This window comes from Gemmatimonadales bacterium (genome assembly GCA_036279355.1).
GTDB lineage: Bacteria > Gemmatimonadota > Gemmatimonadetes > Gemmatimonadales > GWC2-71-9 > DASQPE01.
In genome coordinates this window covers 46,329-69,462 of the sequence record DASUJH010000044.1, presented here as the reverse complement: position 1 = coordinate 69,462, position 23,134 = coordinate 46,329, and the positions used below count along the sequence as shown (strand labels likewise).

General features: G+C 68.4%; 24 protein-coding genes and 1 pseudogene. 20 read left to right on the top strand and 5 right to left on the bottom strand.

What is annotated here, in order from left to right:
- The 4 genes from VFW66_10970 to VFW66_10955 form a co-directional block, all read right to left on the bottom strand.
- A partial coding sequence (locus VFW66_10970; GenBank protein ID HEX5387214.1) for an FAD-dependent monooxygenase occupies window positions 1-233 on the bottom strand: 233 nt, incomplete at its 3' end.
- Between the two features lie 6 nt (window positions 234-239).
- Window positions 240-917 (bottom strand): dienelactone hydrolase family protein, encoded by a 678-nt coding sequence (locus VFW66_10965; GenBank protein HEX5387213.1) that lies wholly within the window; start codon window positions 915-917, stop codon window positions 240-242.
- Between the two features lie 305 nt (window positions 918-1,222).
- A complete protein-coding gene (locus VFW66_10960; protein HEX5387212.1) occupies window positions 1,223-2,596 on the bottom strand; it encodes an aspartate aminotransferase family protein in 1,374 nt (457 codons plus the stop codon).
- Window positions 2,597-3,169, bottom strand: coding sequence for a peptide deformylase (locus tag VFW66_10955; protein HEX5387211.1), 573 nt, complete (start codon window positions 3,167-3,169; stop codon window positions 2,597-2,599).
- Between the two features lie 240 nt (window positions 3,170-3,409).
- Here VFW66_10955 and VFW66_10950 point away from each other — a divergent pair, with 240 nt between their 5' ends.
- From VFW66_10950 to VFW66_10865, 18 genes are all read left to right on the top strand, one after another.
- Window positions 3,410-4,123 carry a helix-turn-helix domain-containing protein gene (locus VFW66_10950; GenBank protein HEX5387210.1) on the top strand — a complete coding sequence of 238 codons (714 nt, stop codon included), beginning with the start codon at window positions 3,410-3,412 and terminating at the stop codon, window positions 4,121-4,123.
- Window positions 4,120-5,553, top strand: coding sequence for a Fe-S cluster assembly protein SufB (sufB, locus tag VFW66_10945; protein HEX5387209.1), 1,434 nt, complete (start codon window positions 4,120-4,122; stop codon window positions 5,551-5,553). The genes VFW66_10950 and sufB overlap by 4 nt, the downstream gene beginning before the upstream one ends.
- Window positions 5,546-6,331, top strand: a complete 786-nt coding sequence (gene sufC / locus VFW66_10940) for a Fe-S cluster assembly ATPase SufC (protein ID HEX5387208.1) — start codon at window positions 5,546-5,548, stop codon at window positions 6,329-6,331. The genes sufB and sufC overlap by 8 nt, the downstream gene beginning before the upstream one ends.
- Window positions 6,328-7,623 carry a Fe-S cluster assembly protein SufD gene (gene sufD, locus VFW66_10935; GenBank protein HEX5387207.1) on the top strand — a complete coding sequence of 432 codons (1,296 nt, stop codon included), beginning with the start codon at window positions 6,328-6,330 and terminating at the stop codon, window positions 7,621-7,623. Before sufC ends, sufD begins: the two co-directional genes overlap by 4 nt.
- A gap of 10 nt (window positions 7,624-7,633) precedes the next feature.
- Window positions 7,634-8,899, top strand: coding sequence for a cysteine desulfurase (locus VFW66_10930; protein ID HEX5387206.1), 1,266 nt, complete (start codon window positions 7,634-7,636; stop codon window positions 8,897-8,899).
- Window positions 8,899-9,369 (top strand): SUF system NifU family Fe-S cluster assembly protein, encoded by a 471-nt coding sequence (locus VFW66_10925; GenBank protein HEX5387205.1) that lies wholly within the window; start codon window positions 8,899-8,901, stop codon window positions 9,367-9,369. Before VFW66_10930 ends, VFW66_10925 begins: the two co-directional genes overlap by 1 nt.
- 54 nt (window positions 9,370-9,423) lie before the next feature.
- A complete protein-coding gene (locus VFW66_10920; GenBank protein HEX5387204.1) occupies window positions 9,424-9,852 on the top strand; it encodes a BrxA/BrxB family bacilliredoxin in 429 nt (142 codons plus the stop codon).
- Entirely contained in the window at window positions 9,853-10,137 is a 285-nt protein-coding gene (locus VFW66_10915) for a hypothetical protein (protein ID HEX5387203.1), read from the top strand.
- Between the two features lie 27 nt (window positions 10,138-10,164).
- Window positions 10,165-12,102, top strand: coding sequence for a tRNA uridine-5-carboxymethylaminomethyl(34) synthesis enzyme MnmG (gene mnmG / locus VFW66_10910; protein ID HEX5387202.1), 1,938 nt, complete (start codon window positions 10,165-10,167; stop codon window positions 12,100-12,102).
- Between the two features lie 230 nt (window positions 12,103-12,332).
- Window positions 12,333-13,214 carry a ParA family protein gene (locus tag VFW66_10905; GenBank protein ID HEX5387201.1) on the top strand — a complete coding sequence of 294 codons (882 nt, stop codon included), beginning with the start codon at window positions 12,333-12,335 and terminating at the stop codon, window positions 13,212-13,214.
- Window positions 13,211-14,128 carry a ParB/RepB/Spo0J family partition protein gene (locus tag VFW66_10900; GenBank protein HEX5387200.1) on the top strand — a complete coding sequence of 306 codons (918 nt, stop codon included), beginning with the start codon at window positions 13,211-13,213 and terminating at the stop codon, window positions 14,126-14,128. Before VFW66_10905 ends, VFW66_10900 begins: the two co-directional genes overlap by 4 nt.
- Window positions 14,125-14,919: a M23 family metallopeptidase gene (locus VFW66_10895; protein HEX5387199.1), complete on the top strand. Its 795-nt coding sequence runs from the start codon at window positions 14,125-14,127 to the stop codon at window positions 14,917-14,919. Before VFW66_10900 ends, VFW66_10895 begins: the two co-directional genes overlap by 4 nt.
- Window positions 14,916-15,335 carry a polymer-forming cytoskeletal protein gene (locus tag VFW66_10890; protein HEX5387198.1) on the top strand — a complete coding sequence of 140 codons (420 nt, stop codon included), beginning with the start codon at window positions 14,916-14,918 and terminating at the stop codon, window positions 15,333-15,335. The genes VFW66_10895 and VFW66_10890 overlap by 4 nt, the downstream gene beginning before the upstream one ends.
- Before the next feature lie 106 nt (window positions 15,336-15,441).
- Complete coding sequence (locus tag VFW66_10885) at window positions 15,442-16,356, top strand: BMP family protein (GenBank protein ID HEX5387197.1); 915 nt, start codon at window positions 15,442-15,444, stop codon at window positions 16,354-16,356.
- Window positions 16,353-17,174 carry a Nif3-like dinuclear metal center hexameric protein gene (locus VFW66_10880; protein HEX5387196.1) on the top strand — a complete coding sequence of 274 codons (822 nt, stop codon included), beginning with the start codon at window positions 16,353-16,355 and terminating at the stop codon, window positions 17,172-17,174. Before VFW66_10885 ends, VFW66_10880 begins: the two co-directional genes overlap by 4 nt.
- Window positions 17,171-18,745 carry an ATP-binding cassette domain-containing protein gene (locus tag VFW66_10875; GenBank protein HEX5387195.1) on the top strand — a complete coding sequence of 525 codons (1,575 nt, stop codon included), beginning with the start codon at window positions 17,171-17,173 and terminating at the stop codon, window positions 18,743-18,745. Before VFW66_10880 ends, VFW66_10875 begins: the two co-directional genes overlap by 4 nt.
- Window positions 18,742-19,806 carry an ABC transporter permease gene (locus VFW66_10870; protein HEX5387194.1) on the top strand — a complete coding sequence of 355 codons (1,065 nt, stop codon included), beginning with the start codon at window positions 18,742-18,744 and terminating at the stop codon, window positions 19,804-19,806. Before VFW66_10875 ends, VFW66_10870 begins: the two co-directional genes overlap by 4 nt.
- Window positions 19,803-20,750, top strand: a complete 948-nt coding sequence (locus VFW66_10865) for an ABC transporter permease (protein ID HEX5387193.1) — start codon at window positions 19,803-19,805, stop codon at window positions 20,748-20,750. Before VFW66_10870 ends, VFW66_10865 begins: the two co-directional genes overlap by 4 nt.
- 23 nt (window positions 20,751-20,773) lie before the next feature.
- On the opposite strand, the gene VFW66_10860 is transcribed toward VFW66_10865, so the two are convergent.
- Window positions 20,774-21,532, bottom strand: a complete 759-nt coding sequence (locus tag VFW66_10860; protein ID HEX5387192.1) for a lysophospholipid acyltransferase family protein — start codon at window positions 21,530-21,532, stop codon at window positions 20,774-20,776.
- Between the two features lie 156 nt (window positions 21,533-21,688).
- On the opposite strand from VFW66_10860, the gene VFW66_10855 reads away from it, so the two are divergent.
- Together VFW66_10855 and VFW66_10850 are read left to right on the top strand one after the other, a co-directional pair.
- Window positions 21,689-22,828, top strand: coding sequence for an AI-2E family transporter (locus VFW66_10855; protein ID HEX5387191.1), 1,140 nt, complete (start codon window positions 21,689-21,691; stop codon window positions 22,826-22,828).
- Window positions 22,829-22,834: 6 nt separating this feature from the next.
- Window positions 22,835-23,098, top strand: a pseudogene (locus tag VFW66_10850) (hypothetical protein).
- Window positions 23,099-23,134 lie beyond the last annotated feature (36 nt).

The following is a 23,134-nucleotide window of genomic DNA, read 5'->3' as shown; positions in this document are numbered from 1 at the left end:
CGCTCGTGGTTGAATGACACATAGCCCACGCGGTCGAGTCCGACCCCGCGCTCGAGGCCGATCGGCTCCAGCTCGCGCACGGCCTTCCGGGTGAGGCCGCCGGCACACGTCTTCGGCCCGATCTCGGCGTGGCGCTCCAGTACGACGACCTCGCGCCCCGCCTCGGCCAGGACCTCCGCCGCGCGGAGGCCCGCCGGCCCGCCGCCGATCACCAGATGCTCGACGCTCTCCACGGCACGCTACACGAGGTGCTCGCGCAGGAACGCAAGGGTGCGTTGCCACGCGAGGTCGGCGGACGGCGCATCGTATGCCTCCGGCCGCGTATCGTTGAAGAAAGCGTGCCCCGCGTCGTAGAAATACGCGGTGAAGGACGCGCCGCCCGCGCGCGCTTTCTCGGCGAGGGCGCGCGCGTCCGTCTCCTTCACCGACTTGTCTTTCCGCCCGAAATGTCCGAGCACCGGTACCCGAACTCGGCCCGGATCGATCGGCACGTTCGGATGAACGCCGTAGAAGTCGACCGCGGCGCTGAAGGTTTCGGGGTATTCCTGCGCCGCGAAGAGCGCGAGCTGTCCACCCATGCAGAAGCCCATTATCCCGACGCGCTTGGGCTCAACCTCGGCTTGGCCCAGCAGGTACTGGCCGGCGCCGTGCATGTCCCTGGCAGCCTCGCCGATGTTGAGTGCCATGAGCAGCTTGGCCGCCTCGTCAGGGCTCCGCGTCTGCTTTCCGTGAAACAGGTCGGGCGCGAGGGTGACGAATCCCTCCGCGGCGAAACGGTCGGCGAGATCCTCGATGTGCGGGACCAGGCCCCACCATTCCTGAATGAGCACGAGGCCCGGTCCGCGCCCGGCGCTGGCGGCGAGATAGCCGTTAGCCGTGCGTCCGTTGCTGCGAAGCTCGACCATGCGTCCCCGCATGCCCCCTCCCGGTGGGTGAGTGCCGATCGCCTTGCCGAATGTTAGCGAGCCCGCCCGCGATCATCAGGTCGCCGCCCGTACGGCCGGATCTCCGGTGGGGCGAACTCAAAGCGGATGGGCAGCCTTGCGGACCGGCGTGGCGGAGCCGCTTGAGCGGATACACCAGCAGCCCCGTCGTGTACTGGAGCGCGGTCCCGTGGAGACCGTTGTCGTGCCAGAGGTAATTGCGGAGAAATTCGAGGGCGCTGCGCCAGGCCTTCGACTCGTCTGGATGGTACTAGCCTTCGTAGGGCCCTCGCCACGCGCTATGCGGCTTCGACTCGGCCCAGCGCCAGGTCGAGGCAGGCGATCGCGAAATCTGCGTCCTCTGTGGCCAGGCAGAGCGGCGGCTTGATACGGAGCACGTTGGCGTCGAGGCCCCCTTTGCCCACCAGCACGCCGAGCCCCCGGAGCTGTTCCAGCACCTCGAGCGTTTCCTCGGCAGCGGGTGTGCGGCGCGCCCGGTCGCGCACCACCTCGACGCCCAGCATGAGCCCCATGCCCCGTACGTCGCCGATGAGCGGGTGCCGGCGGGCAAGGTCTTGCAAGCCCGCCTTGAGTCGGGCACCGACGACGCGGGCGTTCTCCTGCAAGCCGTCCTCGTCGATCACCTCGAGCACGGCAAGGCCAGCCGCCATCGCGACGGGGTTGCCGCCGAACGTATTGAAGTGGATCCGTTGGGTGAGCGCATCGGCGATGTCCCGGCGCGTGGTGACCGCGGCGAGCGGCATCCCATTGCCGATGCCTTTGGCCATCGTCACGATGTCCGGCGTGACACCGGAGTTCTGGAAGCCCCAGTACTGCTCACCGGTGCGCCCGAATCCGGTCTGCACCTCGTCGGAGATGCAGAGGCCGCCGTGCTCCCGCGTGAGGGCGTACGCCTCGCGCAGGTAGTTGGGCGCGCCGAGGGTCGCGCCGCCGACGCCCTGGATCGGCTCCGCGATGAATGCCGCGATCCGCCCCGTGGTAGCGTAGCGGATGAGGTCGCGCATCTCCGCCACGCTCTGGGTCGCGATTGCCTCGGGCGTGCCGCCGAAGGCACTTCGATACGGATCGGGGCAGACGGTGTGGTGAACGCCCGCGCTCACCTGGGTGGGAAACTTCCAGGTGTGATGCGACGTGAGCCCCATCGTGGTGGGCGAGCCACCGTGATAGCCGTTCCGTACCGCGACCACGTCGGTGTGGCCGGTGTACAGCCGCGCCATGGTCACCGCGAGGTCGTTTGCCTCGCTGCCGCTGTTCACGAAGTAGCTGACATCCAGTCCAGGCGGCATCCGGGCCGCGAGCTCCCGGGCAAGGAGCGGCAAGGTCGGATGTAGATAGATCGTGGAAGCGTGCTGGAGCTGTTCCGCCTGCGCCTCGATGCGAGCGACGACCTTGGGATGGGCATGGCCGCAGGAGACAGTGGCGATGCCGGCAAAGAGATCGAGGTATCGGCGCCCCGTCTCGTCGAAGAGCCACTGCATGTGGCCCTCGACCAGCATGAGCGGCTCGCGATAGAGCGTAAAGAGCGAGGGATGGACGTAGCGGCGGCGGAGCGCCAGGACCTCGTCGCGCGAGGGACCGTCGTAGGGGCGCGGTGCGTAGTCGCACGGAGGCATGTGCGCGCCCGCCGTGGCCTCCGCAACCGTCGTTGTCACCTACAGATCTCCGGAGGCCGCACCCGCGTAGGTCTCGGTGCGCGGCTCCGGTGGCCCGTATCGGCCGCGGTGCGCGTGGATGCGGTTCCACTCCTCGCGCAGGCAGAACGGATCCAGGCCATGCGGGCAATCGACCGCAAGCACACCGTCGAGGTGGTCGAGCTCGTGCTGCAGGAGCTCGGCCCGGTCGCCCTCGAGCTCCTCCTCATGCCACGCGCCCTTCACATCCTGGTAGCGTATCCGGATGCGGTACGCGCGCGAGACCCGCACCAGCATGTTCGGAAAGGAGAAACAGTCATCCCAGACCCAGAAATCCTCGGTCCCGATGTCGATGATCTCCGGATTCACCAGCGGCCAGGGCCGGTCCATCTCGACGTACACCACGCGCACCGGCGCGCCGATCTGGGGAGCCGCGATGGCCCGCCCCGCACCGAAGCGGGATTGCCAGTCGCGCAGTGTCTCGCGCAGGTCATCGATGATGACCCGGACGGCAGTGGACCCCGGCTTGGTGATGGGCTCGCAGCGGGTGCGGAGAATCGGATCGCCGAGGAGGCGGATGCGGTGGATCGTCATGGGGCGACCTGCCGAGTGTGGGGAACGGCCCTGGGTGGGGCCGGCTCGCCGCCCAATATGAATGAAGGGCGACACTCTGACCAGCGGGAGGTGTACGGCGGCGAGATTGCTACTGGGTAATCCAAGATAGTATGTATGCATACTACGATGCTAACGCGCACTAACATAATTAGTTACAGCATTATTACCAATTTGCTCGTACAAATTGACAATTGCCATTACAACGATTAGCCTTGCGGCATGGCAATTCCGATCCCGCAGCCCGGCCCGAGCAATCTTCCGACCGGCCACAAAGGCCCGCGCCGCGCCATCCTGGTCGAGCTCAAGCACGCGCAGCCGCTCTCGGCCAAGGAGCTGGCGGGCAAGCTCGGCGTTTCGCTCAACGGCGTGCGACATCATCTAAAGGAGCTCGAGGCCGACGGGCTCATCCAATACCAGCGGCAGCACCGTGGCGTAGGCGCCCCGGTCTTTGCCTATCGCCTGAGCGCGGAGGCGGAGGCGCTCTTCCCGCGCCGCTACGAGGCGACGCTCTTCGAGCTGCTCGACCACATGGTGGAGCGGGAGGGCCGGGCGGCGGCGGTCCGGATGCTCGAAGCCCACTACGCCGATCTCGCCCACCGGCTCAAGACCGAGCTCGCCGACGCTCCGCCGGCACGCCGGCTCGAAGCCGTCGCCCGTACTCTTGCGGACGAGGGATACATGACGGAGTGGCAGGCCGCCGCGCCCACCGAGCACGCGTCGGGCACGCTCACGGAACACAATTGCGCAATCCAGTCCGTGGCCGAGCGATTTCCCGAGCTCTGCGCGGCGGAAGCCCGCTTCCTGGAGGACGTGCTCGGCGCGCCCGTGGATCGCCGGGCACACATTCTCGAAGGCTGCACCGCCTGCGAGTACCACGTGCGGTTTGCCGGGCCCGAGGGCCCGGCGGCGGCAGGAACAGAGGAGACGGCATGAGCTCGCCAGTCGAAACGCTGGTCAACCGCGCATACAAGTACGGTTTCGTCACCGACATCGAAGCCGACGTTGCGCCCAAGGGACTCGACGAAGACGTGATCCGCCTCATCTCGGCGAAGAAGCGCGAGCCGGCGTTCATGCTCGAGTGGCGCCTCAAGGCGTTCCGCGGTTGGCTCAAGATGCGCGAGCCGCATTGGTCCAACGTCACCTATCCGACTATCGACTACCAGGACATCAGCTACTACGCCGCGCCTCGAACCAAGCAGCCGCTGGGCAGCCTCGACGACGTGGACCCCAAGCTGCGCGAGACTTACGACAAGCTCGGCATTCCGCTCTCCGAGCAGAAGGTGCTCGCGGGCGTTGCGGTGGACGCGATCTTCGACAGCGTCTCGGTCGGCACCAGCTACAAGAAGCGCCTGGCCGAGCTCGGCATCATCTTCTGCTCGTTCGGCGAGGCGGTGCAGGAGCATCCCGCGCTGGTCGAGAAGTACCTGGGGTCGGTCGTGCCCGCGAGTGATAACTTCTTCGCCGCGCTCAACGCCGCGGTCTTCAGCGACGGCTCGTTCGTGTACGTGCCCAAGGGGCTCAAGTGCCCCATGGAGCTGTCCACCTACTTCCGGATCAACGCGGCCGACACCGGGCAGTTCGAGCGCACGCTCATCATTGCGGACGAGGGTGCCAGCGTGAGCTACCTCGAGGGCTGCACGGCGCCCAAGCGCGACACCAACCAGCTCCATGCCGCGGTGGTCGAGCTGGTGGCGCTCGACAACGCCCAGATCAAGTACTCCACCGTGCAGAACTGGTACGCGGGCGACGAAGAGGGGCGGGGCGGGATTTACAATTTCGTGACCAAGCGCGGCAAGGCGCTGCGCAACGCCAAGATTTCCTGGACCCAGGTCGAGACCGGCTCGGCCATCACCTGGAAGTATCCGAGCGTCATCCTCCAGGGCGACAACGCCGTCGGCGAGTTCTACTCCGTAGCCGTGGTCAACAACCGGCAGCAGGCGGACACCGGCACCAAGATGATCCATCTGGGGCGCAACACCCGCAGCACGATCGTCTCGAAGGGCATCTCCGCGGGCCGCGGCAACAACAGCTATCGCGGTCTGGTCAAGGTACTTCCGCGTGCCGAAGGCGCGCGCAACTACACCCAGTGCGACTCGATGCTCATCGGCAATCGCTGTGGCGCGCACACGTTCCCGTACATCGACGTGCAGAACCCCACCGCGTCGGTGGAGCACGAGGCGTCCACGTCCAAGATCGGTGAGGACCAGATCTTCTATCTGAAGCAGCGCGGCCTCAACACCGAGAACGCCATCTCGATGATCGTGAACGGCTTCTGCAAGGAGGTCTTCCAGGAGCTGCCGATGGAGTTCGCGGTCGAGGCCCAGAAGCTTCTCGGCGTCAGTCTGGAGGGCAGCGTTGGCTAACCGCAAGGCGCAGGAAACTCCCCTGCTCGAGGTCCGCGAACTCCACGCCGCGGCCGGCGACACGGAAATCCTCCGCGGCGTAAACCTCACCGTCAATGCCGGCGAAGTGCACGCGATCATGGGCCCGAACGGCTCGGGCAAGAGCACGCTCGCCCAGGTGCTGGCCGGCCACCCGGCCTACAAAGTCACCGGCGGAGAGGTGCGCTACGAGGGCGGCGACCTGCTCGAGCTCGAGCCCGAGGAGCGAGCGCAGGCGGGGTTGTTTCTCGCCTTCCAGTACCCGGTCGAAATCCCGGGCGTCACCAACGCCTACTTCCTCCGGGCGGCCTACAACGAAATCCGCAAGGCGCGCGGCGAGGACGAGGTGGACCCGATCGACTTCATCGAGGTCCTGGAGCAGAAGCTCAAGATTGTCGACTGGGGCCCCGAGATCATGAGCCGCGCGGTGAACTCAGGCTTCTCGGGCGGCGAGAAGAAGCGAAATGAAATCCTGCAGCTCGCGGTGCTCGAGCCGCGGCTGGCCATTCTCGACGAGACCGACTCGGGGCTCGACATCGACGCGCTCCGGATCGTCGCTGCGGGGGTGAACCAGCTCAGGAGCCCGGACCGCGCGTTCATCGTGGTGACGCACTACCAGCGGCTGCTCAATTACATCGTACCGGACTTCGTGCACGTGCTCTCGAACGGACGGATCGTCAAATCCGGCGGCAAGGAGCTGGCGCAGGAGCTCGAGGCCCGCGGTTACGACTGGGTCGAGGCCGAGGCAGGCGTGGCGTGATCGAAACCTATGTGCGCCAATTCGAAGCACGCCCGGCCAACGGAGCGCCGGTCTGGCTGCCGGAGCTGCAGCGCGCCGCGATCAACCGCTTTGCCGAGGTCGGCTTCCCGACCGCCAGGGATGAGGAGTGGCGCTTCACGCCGCTCGGGCCCATTTCGCAGCAGGCATTCCGGCCGGCCGCACCGGCGACGGTGCGGCGCGAGGCGCTGGCGCCGTTTCTGTTCGGCCATCCGGAGTGGCCGCAGCTGGTGTTCGTGAACGGCCGGCTGTCGCCCGCGCTCTCCATATTTCCGCCAATGCCGACGGGGGTCCGGCTCGAGAGCCTGTCGGCCGCGCTGCACCGCGATCCCGCCGTGATCGAGCGCCATCTCACGCGTCACGCTCCGGTCGAGGGCAGCGCGTTCACGGCGCTCAACACCGCGTTCCTCGAAGACGGCGCGCTGGTCTACGTGCCGCCGGGCACGGTGCTCGAGCAGCCCATCCATCTCATCTTCGTCACAAGTCCCGATGCCGCCGGCGCGGTTACCCACCCGCGCAACCTCATCGTGGTCGAGCGCGAGGCGCGCGCCTCGGTGGTCGAGAGCTACGTCACGCTGGCGGAGGGCGCCCCCTATTTCACCAACGCCGTCACCGAAGTCTCCTCGGGCGAGGGCGCCTGGACCGAGCACACCCGAATCCAGCGCGAGAGCGAGGCGGCGTATCACGTTGGGCTCACCCAGGTGGACCAGGCGCGCGGCAGCCACTACCGCTCGTTCACCCTGGCCATGGGCGGAGCCATCAGCCGGCACAACCTGCACGTGCGGCTCAATGCGCCCGGGATCGAGACGCTCATGTACGGGCTCTATCTCACCCGCGGCGATCAGTTGGCGGACAATCACACGGCCATCTATCACGACCACCCCGAATGCAATAGTTGGGAGGTCTACAAGGGCGTGCTCGACGGACGGTCGCGCGCAGTGTTCAACGGCAAGGTGCTCGTGCGGCCCGAGGCGCAGAAGACGGACGCCAAGCAGACCAACCGGAACCTCCTGCTCTCGAACGGCGCCAAGGTCGACACCAAGCCGCAGCTCGAGATTTTCGCGGACGACGTGAAGTGCACCCACGGCGCGACTGTGGGATACCTGGACCAGCTCGGACTCTTCTATCTGAGGAGCCGCGGCATTCCCGAGCCGGTTGCCAAGCGGCTGCTCACCTACGCCTTCGCGGCAGAAGTCGTGAACGAAGTGGCGCTGGAGCCGGTGCGCCGGACGCTCGACCGCCTGGTGCTCGAGCGCCTGGGCGGGATCGAGTGATGCTGCGCCCATGACTGCGGCCGCCCCCCCACGCGCCGCCGCGCGCGGCTCCGCACCGGCATTGGATGTCCAACGGGTGCGCGCGGATTTCCCCATTCTCGGCACCATGGTGCGGGGCAAGCCGCTGGTCTATCTCGACAACGCGGCCACTACGCAGAAACCGCGGGCCGTCATCGAGGCTCTCATCCACTATTACACTGCCGAGAACGCCAATATCCATCGGGGCGTGCATTGGCTGAGCGAGCATGCCACGCAGGCCTACGACGCGGTGCGGGAGCACGTTGCGCGGTTCATCAACGCGGCCTCGCCCCGCGAGATCATCTTCGTGCGCGGCACTACCGACGGGATCAACCTCGTGGCCCAGAGCTACGGGCGCACGGAACTCGCCAAGGGTGATGAGGTGCTGATCACGGGGATGGAGCACCACGCCAACATTGTCCCCTGGCAGCTCCTCGCCGAGCAGCGTGGCGTGCGGCTTCGGGTGGCGCCAATCACGGACGCGGGCGAGCTCGACCTGGAGGCTTTCACGGGGCTCCTGAACGAGCGCACCCGTCTCGTCTCCATCGTGCACGTCTCCAATGCGTTGGGCACGATCAATCCGGTTGCGCGCATCGTGGAGCTGGCGCACGCGCGCGGCATTCCGGTGCTGGTGGACGGAGCCCAATCGGCACCGCACCTCGCCGTTGACGTGCGCGCGCTCGGCTGCGATTTCTTCGCCTTCTCGGGCCACAAGCTTCTCGGCCCGACCGGCATCGGCGTGCTCTACGGCAAGGAGCAGTTGCTCGAGCGGATGCCGCCGTATCAGGGCGGCGGCGACATGATTTCGTCGGTCACCTTCGAGGGCTCCACTTGGGCTCCGCTGCCTTCCAAGTTCGAGGCCGGCACCCCGCACATCGCCGGCGTGATCGGGCTCGGCGCCGCGCTGGAATACGTGGAAACGCTGGGGCTCGCGGCCATCGAGGCACATGAGCGCGACCTGCTTGCCTACGCCACCGAAAGGGTGGCGGCGCTCCCGGACCTGCGTGTCGTCGGCACCGCGCGCGACAAGGCGAGCATCTTGAGCTTTGCGCTGGCCGGCATCCATCCGCACGACATCGGCACCGTGCTTGACCACGAGGGCGTGGCCATCCGCGCCGGACACCACTGCGCCCAGCCGGTGATGCGGCGCTTCGACGTGCCGGCCACCGCCCGGGCCTCGTTCGCGCTCTACAACACGCGCGACGAGGTGGACATCCTGGTCCGGGCGCTGCACCGCGTCCGCGAGGTGTTTGCCTGATGAGCAGCCTTGGCGAGCTGTATCAGGACGTGATCCTGGAGCACAACCGCGCGCCGCGGAACTACCGCGCGATGGAGGATGCCGATCGCCTCGCCGAGGGCCGCAACCCGCTCTGCGGCGACCAGCTCACCGTCTGGCTCAAGCTCGACGGCGACGTGATCTCCGACGTGACCTTTCAGGGCTCCGGGTGCGCGATCTCCAAGGCATCGGCCTCGCTGATGACCGCGGCGGTGAAGGGCAAGACGCGGTCGGAGGTCGAGCGGTTGTTCGAGCGCTTTCATCAACTGGTGACCGGCACGCTTGCGCCCGACAAGGCTCGGGAATCAATCGGCAAGCTGGTGGTGTTCTCAGGCATCTCTGAGTTTCCGGTGCGGGTCAAGTGCGCCAGCCTTTCGTGGCACGCGCTCAAGGCGGCGCTCGATGCTCCGGCGGCCGACGCGGCATCGCTCGCGGCGGTGTCGACCGAGTAGGGCGCCAATCGCGCCCGATGGACTGGCAACTCTCTCTACAAAGGAATCGAATTCATGCCTTACGATCCCCGACTCGTGGCCCCGATGCGCGATGAAATGGTGCGCATGGGCGCAAAGGAGCTCAAGACGGCCGGCGAGGTGGACGACGCGCTCGGCGACCAGCGGGGGACGACGCTCGTCTTCGTCAACTCGGTGTGCGGCTGTGCCGCAGGGAATGCGCGCCCGGCGCTCGCGTTGGCACTCGGGAACGCCGTCCGACCGGGGCACATCGTGACCGTCTTCGCAGGACAGGACGTCGACGCCACCGCCCGCGCTCGGCAGTACTTCGCCGAATACGCGCCGAGCTCGCCGTCGATGGCGCTGTTCAGGGATGGCGAGGTCGTGCACTTCATTCATCGCCACCAGATCGAAGGCCAGAGCCCGCAGGCCGTCGCGGCGAACCTCACGGCGGCGTTCGACAAATACTGCGGCGCGACGGTTTAGATGGCGGGCCACGTCTTTCACCCCGGTCACCAGGCGTTCCACGGAGTTACCGTCGTTCTCGAGGCCCGCGGCGGGATCACCTATATCGGGCGCTTCGATACGCAGGATGCGGCGGGGGTGCATCTGCTCGACGTCGCGCGGCATCAGTCGGAAGCCGGCACGCCGGCGAGGGACGAGTTCGTCCGGCGGAGCGCTGCCTTCGGTGTGCGCGGAGAGCACAAGCACCTGGTGGTGCTATCGGCCGACGTCATTTCAATCACTCCACTGGGATCACTCGGCGTCTAGTCAGTCTACCGGCTGGATATTAGGAGCATGGCGCGCTACGACGTCATCGTGATTGGCGGTGGGCACGCTGGAGCAGAGGCGGCCGCCCTGGCCGCGCGTGTGGGCGCACGGGTCCTGCTCATCACGCACAATCTCGACACCATCGGGCAGATGTCGTGCAATCCCGCCATCGGCGGCATTGCCAAAGGCACCGTGGTGCGCGAAGTCGACGCGCTCGGTGGAATCATGGGCGGCGCCACCGATCGGGCGCGGATCCAGTTCCGGATGCTGAACCGTTCGAAGGGGCCGGCGGTCTGGGCGCCGAGAGCGCAGTGCGATCGGAAGCTCTACCGGCACGCCGTGCGCTCGCTGCTCGAGCGCCGGCCGAGCCTGGAACTGGTGCAGGGTGATGTGGCGTCGATCGGAGTGAGCGGCCTTCGAGTGGACGGCATCGTGACTACCGCCGGGCGGCGGTACGACGCCCCGGCGATCGTGGTCACCGCAGGGACGTTCATGCGAGGCACGATTCACATCGGCACGTCGATGCGAATTCCCGCCGGCCGGGCAGGCGAGGCTCCCGCCAATGCAATATCGCAAGCGTTTGATGTGCTTGGGCTTACGCTACATCGCTTCAAGACTGGAACCCCGCCGAGAATTGATGGTCGCTCCGTCGATTTCTCGCGTCTTGCTCGCCAAGATGGCGATCCGGGCGCCTACTGGTTCTCGTTCCACGAGCGCGCTGAGCACCCTCCCCAGTTGCCCTGTCATTTGACCCACACCGATGCTCTGCTGCGGGCCATCGTCGAACGGCATCTTGGAGAGTCAGCACTGTACGGTGGCGCGATCAGCTCCAGAGGCCCGCGGTACTGCCCGTCCATCGAAGATAAGATCGTCAAGTTCCCGGACGCCGAGCGGCACCAGGTGTTCCTCGAGCCCGAGGGTCTCGACACGTCAGAGCTGTATGTGAACGGGCTCTCGACCTCTCTGCCACCCGACATTCAGCTCGAAATGCTCCGCTCGGTGCGAGGGCTCGAGCGCGTCGAGATGACGAGCCCCGGCTACGCGATAGAGTACGACTACATCCCTCCGACGCAGCTTGGGCCGACTCTCGAAGCAAAGGCAGTCCGGGGCCTCTTTCTCGCCGGTCAGGTGAACGGCACCACTGGCTACGAGGAAGCTGCGGGTCAGGGAGCGCTGGCGGGCCTGAATGCGGCAGCCCTAGCGCTTGATCGTGAGCCGGTCGTGTTTGGCCGGGCTCAGGCGTACATCGGCGTCCTGGCCGACGACCTCGTGACCAAAGGTGTGGACGAGCCGTACCGGCTGTTCACATCCCGAGCAGAGTACCGGCTCCTCCTGCGGCAGGACAACGCGCTCCGCCGGTTGCTCCCCTTGGCGGAGCGGCTCGGCGTTCTCAGCAACTCCGAGTTGCGGAACGCGCACGAGCGGCTGGCCAGAGAAGAGCGCGTGGCCGAGCTTGCTGGGGAAACGACGATCGCGCCGGCGGGCGCCAACCCCATTCTCGAGAAGGCCTGCGCCGAGCCACTTCGTGCTGCGGCATGCGTCGCCGAGCTCGTGAAGCGGCCTGGCGTGAGCTTGGCCGCTCTACTTCTCTCGGCCGGGGCCGAGAATCCGATCTTGGCCGACGAGTGCGAGTGGGCGGAGATCGAGCTCAAATACGAGGGCTACCTCACGCGCGAACGCGCGCAGGCCGAGCGGCTACTGGAACTCGAACACTTTCCATTGCCCGTGGATCTATCGTATGGCGAGCTTCACTCGGTATCCTTCGAAGCGCGTGAGAAGCTTTCTTCGATCCGCCCCAGCACGCTCGGACAGGCAGGGCGAATTCCCGGAGTCTCACCCAGCGACCTGCAGGCGGTCGTCTCCGCCCTGGTCCGCGCTCGCCGCAGTGGAGTTTCACGTGAAACAGAGCTTGACTCCACCGCAAGGACATGCCCGGTCGAGAGCTCGCGGCCGCAAGCCTACTAGCGATCCACGCTCGAACCAAATTTCTTCGACGTCGGTAGGCGCCCGGTACAATGCCGAGCACGCGTACCGAGCGCCGCGGGCGATGCCTTGCCGCTAACCGGACTACCTGCCCGGACCGGCTGTAGTCGGGCGGCTTCACGTGAAACGGGCACCCGGTTTACCCGCGCGGCATCACTTCGTATATTCGGCGAGTTTCCCTGAGGCCCACTCGCAAGACAACCCCGGTCGGTTTGGCATTTAAGTCTTTGTCATACAACGATTTAGAAAATCGCACCCAAGCGAGGGTAATCGCCGTCGCCAACCAGAAGGGCGGCGTCGGTAAGACCACCACGGCCGTTAACCTCGCGGCGTCGCTCGCCAGCGCGGAGCGCCGGACCTTGCTTGTCGATGCCGACCCGCAAGGCAACGCAACCAGCGGGCTCGGCGTCGATAAGGGTTCGCTCGGCGCGTCGCTCTATGATGCGCTCATGGGCGGCCGGCCCATCGGCGACATCCTTCTTCGCGGCACGCTGCTGCCCCATCTCGACCTCGTCCCTGCCACCCAGGATCTCGTCGGCGCAGAGCTCGAGCTCGTCGAACGCGAAGGGCGCGAGCGCGCGTTGCGGGACGTTCTCGCCCCCGCCGCGGCAAGCTACGATTTCATTCTCGTCGATTGCCCGCCGTCCCTGGGTCTCCTCACGCTCAACGTGCTCGCCGCCGCGCAGGGCGTGCTCATTCCTATTCAGTGCGAGTACTACGCACTTGAAGGCATCTCACAACTGCTCAACACCGTGCGTCTCGTGCAGCAGAATTTCAATCCGCCGCTCGCCATCGATGGCGTGTTGCTCACGATGTACGATTCGCGCCTCAACCTTTGCCGTCAGGTGGCCGAGGACGCAAAGGAGTATTTCGACTCGAAGGTGTTCCGCACGCCGGTGCCGCGGAACGTGCGTCTGGCGGAAGCGCCGAGCTTCGGCAAGCCGATTCTTCTGTACGACGTGCAGTCGGTTGGCGCCAAGAGCTATCTCGCCGTCGCGCAGGAGTTGATCCATCGAATCGAAGGCGGGCCGATCGAAGCGACGCCCGCGCCGCCCGAACCCATCGTCGAGGAGACGCCCGAGGTGACCTCATGACCGAAACCAAGCGACTCGGACGCGGGCTCGGTGCATTGCTTGGCCCGATTTCCCGCGAGCAGGCCGAGGCTTCCGGTGCGCTGCGCGAGCTGACGGTCGCGTCGGTGCGGCCAAACCCGTTCCAGCCTCGCACCCGCATCGACGAGCAGGCGCTCGCCGAGCTCACGGCGTCGATCGAAGCATCAGGGCTCTTGCAGCCCGTGCTCGTGCGCGCTGCGGGCGCCGGTTACGAGCTGATCGCCGGAGAGCGGCGGTGGCGTGCGGTGCAGCGGCTCGGCTGGGCGACCGTACCCGCCGTGGTCAAAGAAGCCGACGACCAGACGCTGCTCACGCTCGCGCTGATCGAGAACCTTCAGCGCAACGACCTCTCGGCCATCGATGAAGCGCTCGGCTATCGGCGCTTGATGCAAGAGTTCGAGGTGGCGCAAGCGGAGGTGGCGCGCCGCGTCGGGCGGAATCGCTCGACCGTCGCGAACCTGCTCCGGCTGCTGCGGCTGCCCGCAGAGGTGCAGGCGCTCGTGCACGAGGGTCGGCTGTCGGAAGGCCATGCCCGCGCCCTGCTTACGATCGAAGACGAAACGCGTTTGCTGCGCATGGCGCGCCAGGCGGCCGACGAGGGGTGGTCGGTTCGCGACACCGAGGAGCGGGTGCGGCGCGGCGATGACTTGCCGGCAGAAGAAGCCCCGGACGGCGTGAAGGCTGGCGGAGGGCACGCGAGTGGCCGCAGGCGCGACGGGCGCATGCTCTCCCCCGATGCGCGCCGCGTCGAGGACGTGCTGCGCAAGCGCCTTGGCACCGACGTCAGGATCCACCCTCGGCGCAGGGGCCGAGGGTTCCTCACGATCAACTACTACTCCAACGACGACCTCGCGCGCCTGCTCGAGCTCATGCTGGGCGAAGCGTACGCGGGATGAAACCGGGCCGCGCCTACACCATCATGGTGCAGCGCGACGGCGCGCTGGAATCGCGCACCTACCGGGTGCCACGCTGGGTATTGCGCGCGGGGAGCTGGGCGTCGGCCGGTCTGGTGGTGCTCGTGGCGGCGGGCGTGGTCGGCTACGCGCCGATCGTGCGCTCCGCCGCCCGGGTGCCGGGGCTCGAGCGCCAGGTCGCCCGGCTCAAGGCTGACAACGCGCGCATCATCGAGCTGAGCGCGGCGGTCGACAGCCTGGAGCAACGCTACGCCCAGGTACGGAAGATGATCGGCGCTGACATCGTGCCGGACCCGGTGCGGGCCATGACTACGTTGCCGATCGCGCCGGCCATCCGCGCATACCCGGCCGGCGGTTCGCCGCGCTACGCGGCGGGGGCCGAGCCGCCGCGCTACTGGCCGCTCGACGACGCCGGCTTCGTCACCCGCGGCCAGGTCAATCAGAACGCCAGGGACGAGCCGCATCCCGGCATCGACATTGCCGTGCCAGTCGGCAGCATGGTGCGCGCGGCAGGGGGCGGGGTGGTGGCGGAGAGCGGCGAGGACCCCCAGTACGGATGGTTCGTCCTGATCCAGCATCCTGACGGCTACCAATCAATGTACGGTCACCTTTCCCGGCGCCTCGTCGCACAGGGCGACACCGTGCAAGCAGGGCAGGTCATCGCGCTCACCGGCAACAGCGGCCGGTCCACGGCACCGCACCTTCACTTCGAGATCCGCCGCCAGGGTGTCTCGCTCGACCCACTGACGATGGTCAAGGAGGCCAGGCCATGAGCATCTTCGCGAATTCGCCGGCGCGGGACGAGCAGGGAAACGAGCTGCGCCGGCGCCGCTCGGACCAGATGCCGTTCTCGATCGTTGCCAAGGACATGACGATCGTGGGGGACCTGGAGACCGAGGGCGTGGTGCGCATCGAGGGCCAGATCCGAGGGACGGTGCGCGCGGCGGCGCAGGTGCTCGTCGGGCAGGGCGCGAGGGTGGAGGGCGATCTGCACACCAAGGAGGCGGTGATCGGCGGCGAGGTGACGGGCTCGATCCACGCGACCGATCGGGTGGAGCTTCAGGCGACCGCGTCGGTGACGGGAAACATCGTGACCCCCCGGATCGCGGTGCTCGAAGGCGGGCGGGTAAGCGGCGAAGTGCGGATTCAGGACGCGCATGCCGACGCGGTGGTCACCAGCGGCACATAGCGCGGTGAGCCGAAGCTGCTGGTTTGTAGTCGTAATGCTGGCCGCCGGCGCCTGCACGCGTGGCGGCCCTTCGCATCGTGGGGAGGCAGATGGCGGCGGGGACGGAATGCGGGTCGGCCTGATCACGCCCGGCTCGATCGCCGATGCGGCATGGAACTCCGGAGCGTACGCTGGACTCGTCGAGCTCCGCGATTCGCTGCACGCCAGGATTTCGCAGGTGGAAGCGCGCACCCCTGCGGAGCAGGAGGAGGCGCTCCGGACCTACGCGGCGCAGGGCTACCGGCTGGTGTTTGCCCACGGCTTCGAGTTTCAGCGGCTGGCTGAGCGGGTGTCGGCGCAGTATCCGGAGACCATCATCATCGTGACGTCGGGCGAGCGCGCGCAGGGCAACGTGGCGCCGCTCATCTTCCGGCTCGAGGAGGCCAGCTATCTCGCCGGCATGGTGGCCGGCGGGATGACCCGCACCAACGTGATCGGTTTTGTCGGCGGGATCCGGCTGCCACCGATCGAGGCGGCATATCGCGGATGGGTGCGGGGTGCGCGGGCGGTGAATCCCAAGGTGCAGTCGCGTCAGGTCTACCTCAATAACTTCGATGATGCGGCGGCGGGCCGGGAGGCGACGATCGCCTTGATCCGGGCCGGCGCCGACATGTTCCACCACAACGCGGACGCGGCGGCGCTCGGGCTCTTTCAGGCTGTGAAGGAGAGTCCGGGGGTCTACGCGTTCGGCGCCAACGCCGACCAGACCCACCTCGCGCCCAAGCACGTGCTCGGCTCCGCCGTGATCGATCTGCCGAGGGCGTTCCTGCTCGTCGGCCGCGAGGTGGAGGAGGGGCGGTTCCGGCCCAAGGTCGAGTCGTTCGGGCTCGCGAGCGGCGTGGTGCGTTACGAGGCAAATCCGGCGCTCGACAGTCTGGTGCCGGCCGCGCTCACGGCGCGGGTCAGGGCGGCGGCGGAGTCGATTTCCGCGGGAACGCTGGTGCCTGCGCCGCCCGCGCCGATGGCCGAGGCGGCGCGGTGAGCGGCTCGCGCGGCGGCACCGCCGCTAACCGGACCGCCGACGGCGATGCCGGCGTCGCGCTGGCCGAGATCGCGGGATATTTGGACGGGTATCTCCGCGTCGATGAGGTACCCGATTCGCCCAACGCGCTGAACGGGCTGCAGGTGGAAAATGGCGGGCGCGTAGCCCGCATCGTAGCCGCGGTCGACGCATCGCTCGAGGCGATCGAGGGCGCGGAAAACGCCACCGGGCCCACGCTCCTGATCGTGCACCATGGGCTCTTCTGGAATGGAAGCATTCCACTCACCGGGCGCCGGTTGCGGCGGGTGCGCGCGCTGCTCGAGCGCGACATGGCGCTCTACTCCGCCCACATCCCGCTCGACGTCCACCCGGACGTGGGCAACAACGTGGTGCTCGCCTCGCAGCTCGGAATCGGAATCGAGGGCTGGTGGGGTGAGCACGGCGGCATCCCGATCGGCGTATGGGGTCGGCCACCCGCCGCGCTCGACGACCGCGATCGGCTCGTGGCCGAGCTCAACCGGCTCCTCGGCACGAGCGCACGGCTCATTCCGGGCGGGCCGCAGCGCACGGCCCGGGTCGGCGTGCTCACCGGGGCGGGCGGCAGCGCGATCGCGGAGGCGCGCGATGCGGGGCTCGACACGCTCGTGACCGGCGAGGGGGCACACCACACCTACTTCGACGCGATGGAGTTGGGCGTCAACGCGGTATACGCGGGGCATTACGCCACCGAGCAGGTGGGCGTGCAGGCGCTGGCGCAGCACCTCTCCGACCGATTCGGCCTGCCCTGGGAGTTCCACCGGCATCCCACCGGACTGTGAGCACCGGCGCACCGGCACTCGAGCTTCGCGGCATCGAGAAGCGATTCGGCCCCGTGCACGCGCTGCGCGGGGCCGATTTCACGCTGCGCTCGGGCGAGGTGCATGCGCTCCTGGGCGAGAACGGCGCGGGCAAGACGACGCTCATGCGGGTGGCGGCGGGGCTCGTGCGTGCCGACGCAGGCGTCATGCTGGTGGACGGTCGGGTGGCGAAGCCCCGGACGCCACGGGATGCCCGGCGCCTGGGCATCGGCATGGTGCACCAGCACTTCACATCGATTCCAGCGCTCACGGTGGCGGAGAATCTGGCGCTCGCGGCTGGGTGGCCGGTAGGGCGGCGAGAGTTGCTCGCGCGCGTCCGGGAGCTGATGGAGCGAGCCGGTCTCCCGCTCGAACCCGACATGACGGCCGATGCGCTCGGCGTGGCGCTCAAGCAGCGGCTGGAGATCTTGAAGGCGCTCGCCGCCAACACACGCATCCTGCTGCTCGACGAGCCGACCGCCGCGCTTACACCCCCAGAGGCGAATGATCTCTTGAGCGTGGTGCGCGACTTCGCGGCGCGGGGCGGCTCGGCGGTGCTCATCACCCACCGCCTCGCTGAAGCGCTGAGCGCAGCGGATCGGGTAACGGTGCTGCGCGCCGGGCGGGTGAGGTTGAGCGGGACGGCGGCGGGGGAGACAGCGGGGTCGCTCGCAGCGGCAATGATCGGCGCGGACGCGGCGGCGATTTCCGGCGGAGACGCGGTAATCGCAGCAGATGCGCGGCCTGGTGCGCGCGAGGCGAGTGCGCGTGAGCGAGCGACATCGGCGGTGCGCGCCCCGTTGCTCGTCAAGGCGGACCACCTCGACGTAGCTCATGACTGGCCGGCAACGGCGGGCGCCAGGGCTGGCGCCTCTCGTCTCGCGGTGCGGAAAGCCAGCTTCGAGCTGCGGGCGGGCGAAGTCGTCGGCGTCGCCGCCGTCGAGGGCAGCGGCCAGCGCGAGCTGCTCCGCGCGATTGTGGGGTTGCTGCCGATAGGGGGCGGCAAGCTCGAGGTGGCGTCGCCCGTCGCATTTGTTCCCGAGGACCGGACCACCGAGGGCTTGATACCGGAGCTGTCGCTCACGGAAAATTTTGCGCTCGGGCTCGGCGACTCGGCACCGTGGGTGTGTGGAGCGCAACTCGACTGGCGCGCCGCACGCCGGCGTACGGCGGAGGTCCTGCGCGAGTTCGAGATCCGCGCACCAGGGCCCGACGCCCCGGCGAGCGCGCTGAGCGGCGGTAACCAGCAACGGCTGGTGATTGCGCGGGCGCTCGAGCTCGCGCCCAAGGTGCTGGCCGCCGAGAATCCGAGCCGTGGGCTCGATGTGCGGGCGACGCACGCAGTGTGGCAGCGGCTCCGCGCGGCCGCCGCGGCCGGCGCGGCCGTGCTGGTGTACGCGAGCGACCTCGACGAGGTGCTCTCGCAGGCGGATCGGGTGCTCGTCATGGCGGGCGGTGTGCTGCGCGCCGCGCCGCCGCAAGCGCGGCGGGATGAGGTGGGAGCGCTCATGCTCGCGGGTGGCGGGCTGCTTCGCGCGGACCCGGGGCGATGAACATCGCGAGCCTTCGCACCGGCGCACTCGCGGTCATCGCCGGGCTGGTCGTGCTGATGCTCGGCCTCTGGGCCGGCGGGTACGATGCCGTCGCCGCGCTCGGCGCGCTCTGGCGCGGGGCATTCGGTTCATGGTACGCCATCGGCTCGGCGACACTCGTGCGGTCGGTGCCGCTCATCCTCATCGGGCTCGGCATCTGCGTCGCCTTCCGCGCTGCCGCGTTCAACATCGGCGCGGAAGGGCAGTTCTACGCGGGCGCCATCGCGGCCACCTGGGTGGGACTTCATACCGGTGGCTGGCCCGCGCCGCTCGCCGTCGCCGCCGTGCTCGCCGCGGCGACGCTCGCGGGCGCGGCGTGGTCCGCGCTGCCGGCCTGGCTCACCTTCCGTTTCGGCGTGCTGGAGGTGATCAGCACACTGTTGCTCAACTTCGTCGCGGAATCGCTGGTGAGCTGGATGGTGCAGGGTCCGCTTCAGGAGGCGACGCGAATCTATCCCGAGAGCGATCCGATCAGCGAGGCGGCGCGGCTGCCGGTGCTGCCGGGAACGCGCTTGCACCTGGGATTCCTGCTGGCGGTGCTCGCGGCGGTGCTCAGCTGGTACGTGCTCGCACGGACGGTGTGGGGGTTCAAGTTGCTCGCGGTCGGCACTGGGCCGCGCGCGGCGGAGATCTCGGGCCGCATCTCACCCAAGGTCGTGGCGGCGGTGGCGCTGGTGGCGTCGGGCGCGCTGGCGGGCCTGGCCGGCGGGGTCGAGGTGGGCGGCGTGTCGTACGCACTCTATCAGAATCTCTCGCCCGGATACGGGTTCACGGGCATTGCCGTGGCATTGCTGGCCAGGCTCCGGCCGCTCGGCGTGCTCGCGACCGGCATCCTTTTCGGCGCGCTCGAGACGGGCGCCGGCGCCATGCAACGCGAGGCGGGGATTCCGGCGGTGGCCGTGTACGTGGTCGAGGCGGTGATCATCATCGTGGTCCTGTTGGCGGAAGCATGGGCGCGACGGGCCGCGGGCAGGGTCGCCGAGGCGGATGACGCCGCGGCGGCCGAGGCGAGGGCGGCATGAGCGCGGAGCTCGCGAGTTCCGGGGCGCTGACCGGGTTTCTCGCCGCCACCGTGCGGGTCGCGACGCCGCTCCTGCTCGCGGCCGTGGGCGAGACGGTGACCGAACGGGCCGGCGTGATCAATCTGGGGGTCGAGGGCGCGATGCTCGCCGGCGCACTCGCTTCCGCGCTCGGGGCGTCGGCGCTCGGCGGCACCGGCGGGGCGTGGGCGGGTGTGGCGGCGGCCGCAGCGGCCGGAATCGCAGTGGGCGTCGTGTTCGCGGCCGTCGTGGTGTACGCGGGAGCCAACCAGATCATCGCCGGCGCCGCCGTGACGCTCGGCTGCGTGGGGCTCACCGGCACGATCTATCGGCAGGCGTACGGCAGCGCCGGAGCCGGGCTCTCGCTGCCGACGCTCGTGGCGTGGCCGGTGCCGCTGCTCTCGCGGATTCCCCTCGTGGGCCCGAGCATCTTTGCGCAGCCGGCGACGACGTATTTGGCCTTCGTCGCGGTGCCGGTCATCGCGTGGTTCCTCTACCGCACGCGTCCGGGCCTGGCACTCAGGGCCGTGGGGGAGGCGCCGGGCGATGCGCGAGCGGCCGGGGTGCGGGTGCGCGCGATCCGTTTCTGGGCGACGGTCTTCGGGAGTGCGCTCGCGGGCGTTGCGGGAGCGAGCCTGGTGCTGGCACAGGTGGGGACGTTCGCTGAGAACATGACGGCGGGCCGAGGTTATGTCGCGATCGCCATCGTGGTGCTCGGCCGCTGGCATCCGGTTGGGGTGGCGGTGGCGGCTCTCCTCTTCGGCGCGGCGACCGCGCTGCAGTTCGTGCTTCAGGCGCTCGGGCTCAACGTGCCCTATCAGCTCTTCCTCACGCTGCCGTACCTGCTCACGCTCTTCGCGCTTGCGGGCGCGGTGGGGCGGGCGCGGGCGCCGGTCGATCTGGGGCGGGATCTCGCGATGGATTGAGCAGCGCGCCGCGCGGCACCCGGTCAGCGTGCGCGGGCGGCCTCGGCCCTGAGCTCGTCGCGCGCAGCGGAGATCATCGCCTGCACCCGCGCCTTGAGCGCCGGCACGTCGCGGTTGGCCAGCCCCTCGGTCTCGACCGGCGGAAGCACGCGCACTTCCGCCACGGAGCGGCCGAGGCGCCAATCCTTTTTCGGCAACGCGGTGCCGGTGCCGGAGAGGGCGAGCGGCAGGATGGGAACCTTGGCGCTGATCGCGAGCCGGAATGCGCCGTCCTTGAAGGGCAGCATCTCGCCGTCCGTCGACCGGGTGCCTTCGGGAAAGATCATCACCGAGACGCGGTTCTTGAGCACGCCGCGGGCGTTGTGCAGCGCCTCGAGAGCGCTCCGTCCTTCGCCGCGGCGCACCGGGATGTCTCCCGCGACGCGCATGAGCCAGCCCAGCACCGGCCACCGGAACATTTCCGCCTTCGACAGCCACTTCATTTCCCATGGCAGGTGACTGATGAGCAGGATGTCGGCGAAGGATTCGTGATTGGAGACGACGACGTAGGGGCGGCGCGGATCGGCGGGCGGCGTGCCGGAGCAGCGGAACCGCCAGAGCGGATTGAGCGTCGCCATGATGACGCCGATCTTTCGGAAGAGCAGGCCGACCGTGTACCGCCCCGGATCGGAGCGCGCGGTGATCAGGCGGACCGCGGCCATGAGCGGCAGCCAGAGCACGACGCAGGTGCCCAGCACGAGCCACGCCCAGACGGAGAATATGGATTGCCAGACGCGCGCCATGCGAGGTCTCGGCTGCGGGGTGGCCGGCGGGCGGCAGGTTCATACGCGCAAGGGCCGGCGGCGCGGCCGGGTGCGCCAGCGCACAGTCCGCGCGGCGGCCGCGGCGTAACCTTACCGCGGCTCCTCGCTCAGAGACAAGGGTACGCCGTGGAATCGATGCCGCGCTCGTCGCTCGAACCGCCGGTCGAGGCCGGCCCGACGCCCACCGGGCCGGAGCCGAATCTGCACAAGCTCAGCACCGCGCTGCGCGACCGGGTCGAGGTGCGCTCGCTCGCGATCACGGGACTCTTCGTGCTCGCGGCGTTCTACACGCTCTACTTCGCTCGTGCGTTCTTCCTGCCGGTCGTGTTCGCGATCCTGCTCGACTTCCTGTTCAGTCCCGTCCTCCGCATCCTCAAGCGCGGGCGGATTCCGGAGCCGGTGGGAGCGGCGCTCGTGATCCTCGGCCTGCTTGGCTTCGTGGGTGCGGGTGCGTACTCGCTGGCCCAGCCGGCCCGCAGCTGGGTGTCGCGGGCGCCCGCCAGCATGGAACAGATCCGGGGCAAGCTCCGCCTCATCCGCCGCCCCGTGCAGGAAGTGAGCCGGGCCGCCGAGCAGGTGGAGAAGGCGGCGAGGGCCCCGGCGTCGGAATCCGGGCCAGCGGAGGTCGTCGTCAAGGGGCCGACCGCCGCGGAGCGTCTCTTCGGCACGACGCAGACCATCGTCATCGGCGCGATCGAAGTGCTTATCCTGCTCTATTTCCTGCTCGCCGCCGGCGATCTCTTTCTCCAGAAGATGATCAACGTGCTGCCGAGCTTTGGGGACAAGCGGCGTGCGGTGGAGATCGCGCGGGAAACGGAGGCGTCGATCTCGACCTATCTCGTGACGCTCACACTGCTCAACGTGGGCGAGGCCCTCGCCGTGACCGGCGCGATGTACCTCGTGGGCGTGCCGAACCCGCTGCTCTGGGGCGTGCTGGCCGGGCTCGTGGAGTTCATTCCTTATATCGGGCCCACGGTATTGCTGCTCGTTCTGGCGGCCGCCGGGCTTACCACGTTCGATACGCTGGGGCACGCGCTGCTCGTGCCGGGCGCGTACCTCGTGGTGAATTTCGTGCAGTCGAATCTGGTCTCGCCGCTCATCATGGGGCAGCGGCTCACGCTCAATCCGGTGGCGATCTTCATCGGGCTCGCATTCTGGTGGTGGATCTGGGGCGTGCCCGGCGCGTTCATCGCGGTGCCGCTACTCGCGACACTCAAGATCTTCTGCGATCACATCGAGACGCTCGCGCCGATCGGGGAGTTTCTCGGCAGATGACGGTAAATGGGCCACGGATTGTCGATGGCGGATGAACGCTGCCGCGTGACCGACGAAGAATTGCGGGCGCTGGGCACGCTCGCCGACCGGGTCGTTTGCGCCAGGGTGCGGCTGCACCGCGGCGAGGGCGGACGCCTGCGCCGCGCGCTGCGGCGCGCTGTTCTGGGTGCGAGCGGCGGCCGCGCCATCGCACTCGGCAACGACGTCTTCCTGTCCGACGCGTGCTGCCGCTCGCTCCCGGTGCTCGCGCACGAGCTCACGCACTGCGCGCAGTACCACGCGTGGGGGCCGCTTCGCTACTTCGCC

Excerpts from the sequence above, each read along its gene's own strand:
- sufB (HEX5387209.1), top strand. The coding sequence starts at position 4,120 with ATGAGCTCGCCAGTCGAAACGCTGGTCAACCGCGCATACAAGTACGGT.
- VFW66_10950 (HEX5387210.1), top strand. The coding sequence starts at position 3,410 with ATGGCAATTCCGATCCCGCAGCCCGGCCCGAGCAATCTTCCGACCGGC.
- VFW66_10870 (HEX5387194.1), top strand. The coding sequence starts at position 18,742 with ATGAACATCGCGAGCCTTCGCACCGGCGCACTCGCGGTCATCGCCGGG.
- VFW66_10865 (HEX5387193.1), top strand. The coding sequence starts at position 19,803 with ATGAGCGCGGAGCTCGCGAGTTCCGGGGCGCTGACCGGGTTTCTCGCC.
- VFW66_10920 (HEX5387204.1), top strand. The coding sequence starts at position 9,424 with ATGCCTTACGATCCCCGACTCGTGGCCCCGATGCGCGATGAAATGGTG.
- VFW66_10900 (HEX5387200.1), top strand. The coding sequence starts at position 13,211 with ATGACCGAAACCAAGCGACTCGGACGCGGGCTCGGTGCATTGCTTGGC.
- VFW66_10855 (HEX5387191.1), top strand. The coding sequence starts at position 21,689 with ATGCCGCGCTCGTCGCTCGAACCGCCGGTCGAGGCCGGCCCGACGCCC.
- VFW66_10965 (HEX5387213.1), bottom strand. The coding sequence starts at position 917 with ATGCGGGGACGCATGGTCGAGCTTCGCAGCAACGGACGCACGGCTAAC.
- VFW66_10955 (HEX5387211.1), bottom strand. The coding sequence starts at position 3,169 with ATGACGATCCACCGCATCCGCCTCCTCGGCGATCCGATTCTCCGCACC.
- VFW66_10895 (HEX5387199.1), top strand. The coding sequence starts at position 14,125 with ATGAAACCGGGCCGCGCCTACACCATCATGGTGCAGCGCGACGGCGCG.
- VFW66_10930 (HEX5387206.1), top strand. The coding sequence starts at position 7,634 with ATGACTGCGGCCGCCCCCCCACGCGCCGCCGCGCGCGGCTCCGCACCG.
- VFW66_10925 (HEX5387205.1), top strand. The coding sequence starts at position 8,899 with ATGAGCAGCCTTGGCGAGCTGTATCAGGACGTGATCCTGGAGCACAAC.
- VFW66_10915 (HEX5387203.1), top strand. The coding sequence starts at position 9,853 with ATGGCGGGCCACGTCTTTCACCCCGGTCACCAGGCGTTCCACGGAGTT.
- VFW66_10885 (HEX5387197.1), top strand. The coding sequence starts at position 15,442 with ATGCGGGTCGGCCTGATCACGCCCGGCTCGATCGCCGATGCGGCATGG.
- VFW66_10860 (HEX5387192.1), bottom strand. The coding sequence starts at position 21,532 with ATGGCGCGCGTCTGGCAATCCATATTCTCCGTCTGGGCGTGGCTCGTG.
- mnmG (HEX5387202.1), top strand. The coding sequence starts at position 10,165 with ATGGCGCGCTACGACGTCATCGTGATTGGCGGTGGGCACGCTGGAGCA.
- VFW66_10890 (HEX5387198.1), top strand. The coding sequence starts at position 14,916 with ATGAGCATCTTCGCGAATTCGCCGGCGCGGGACGAGCAGGGAAACGAG.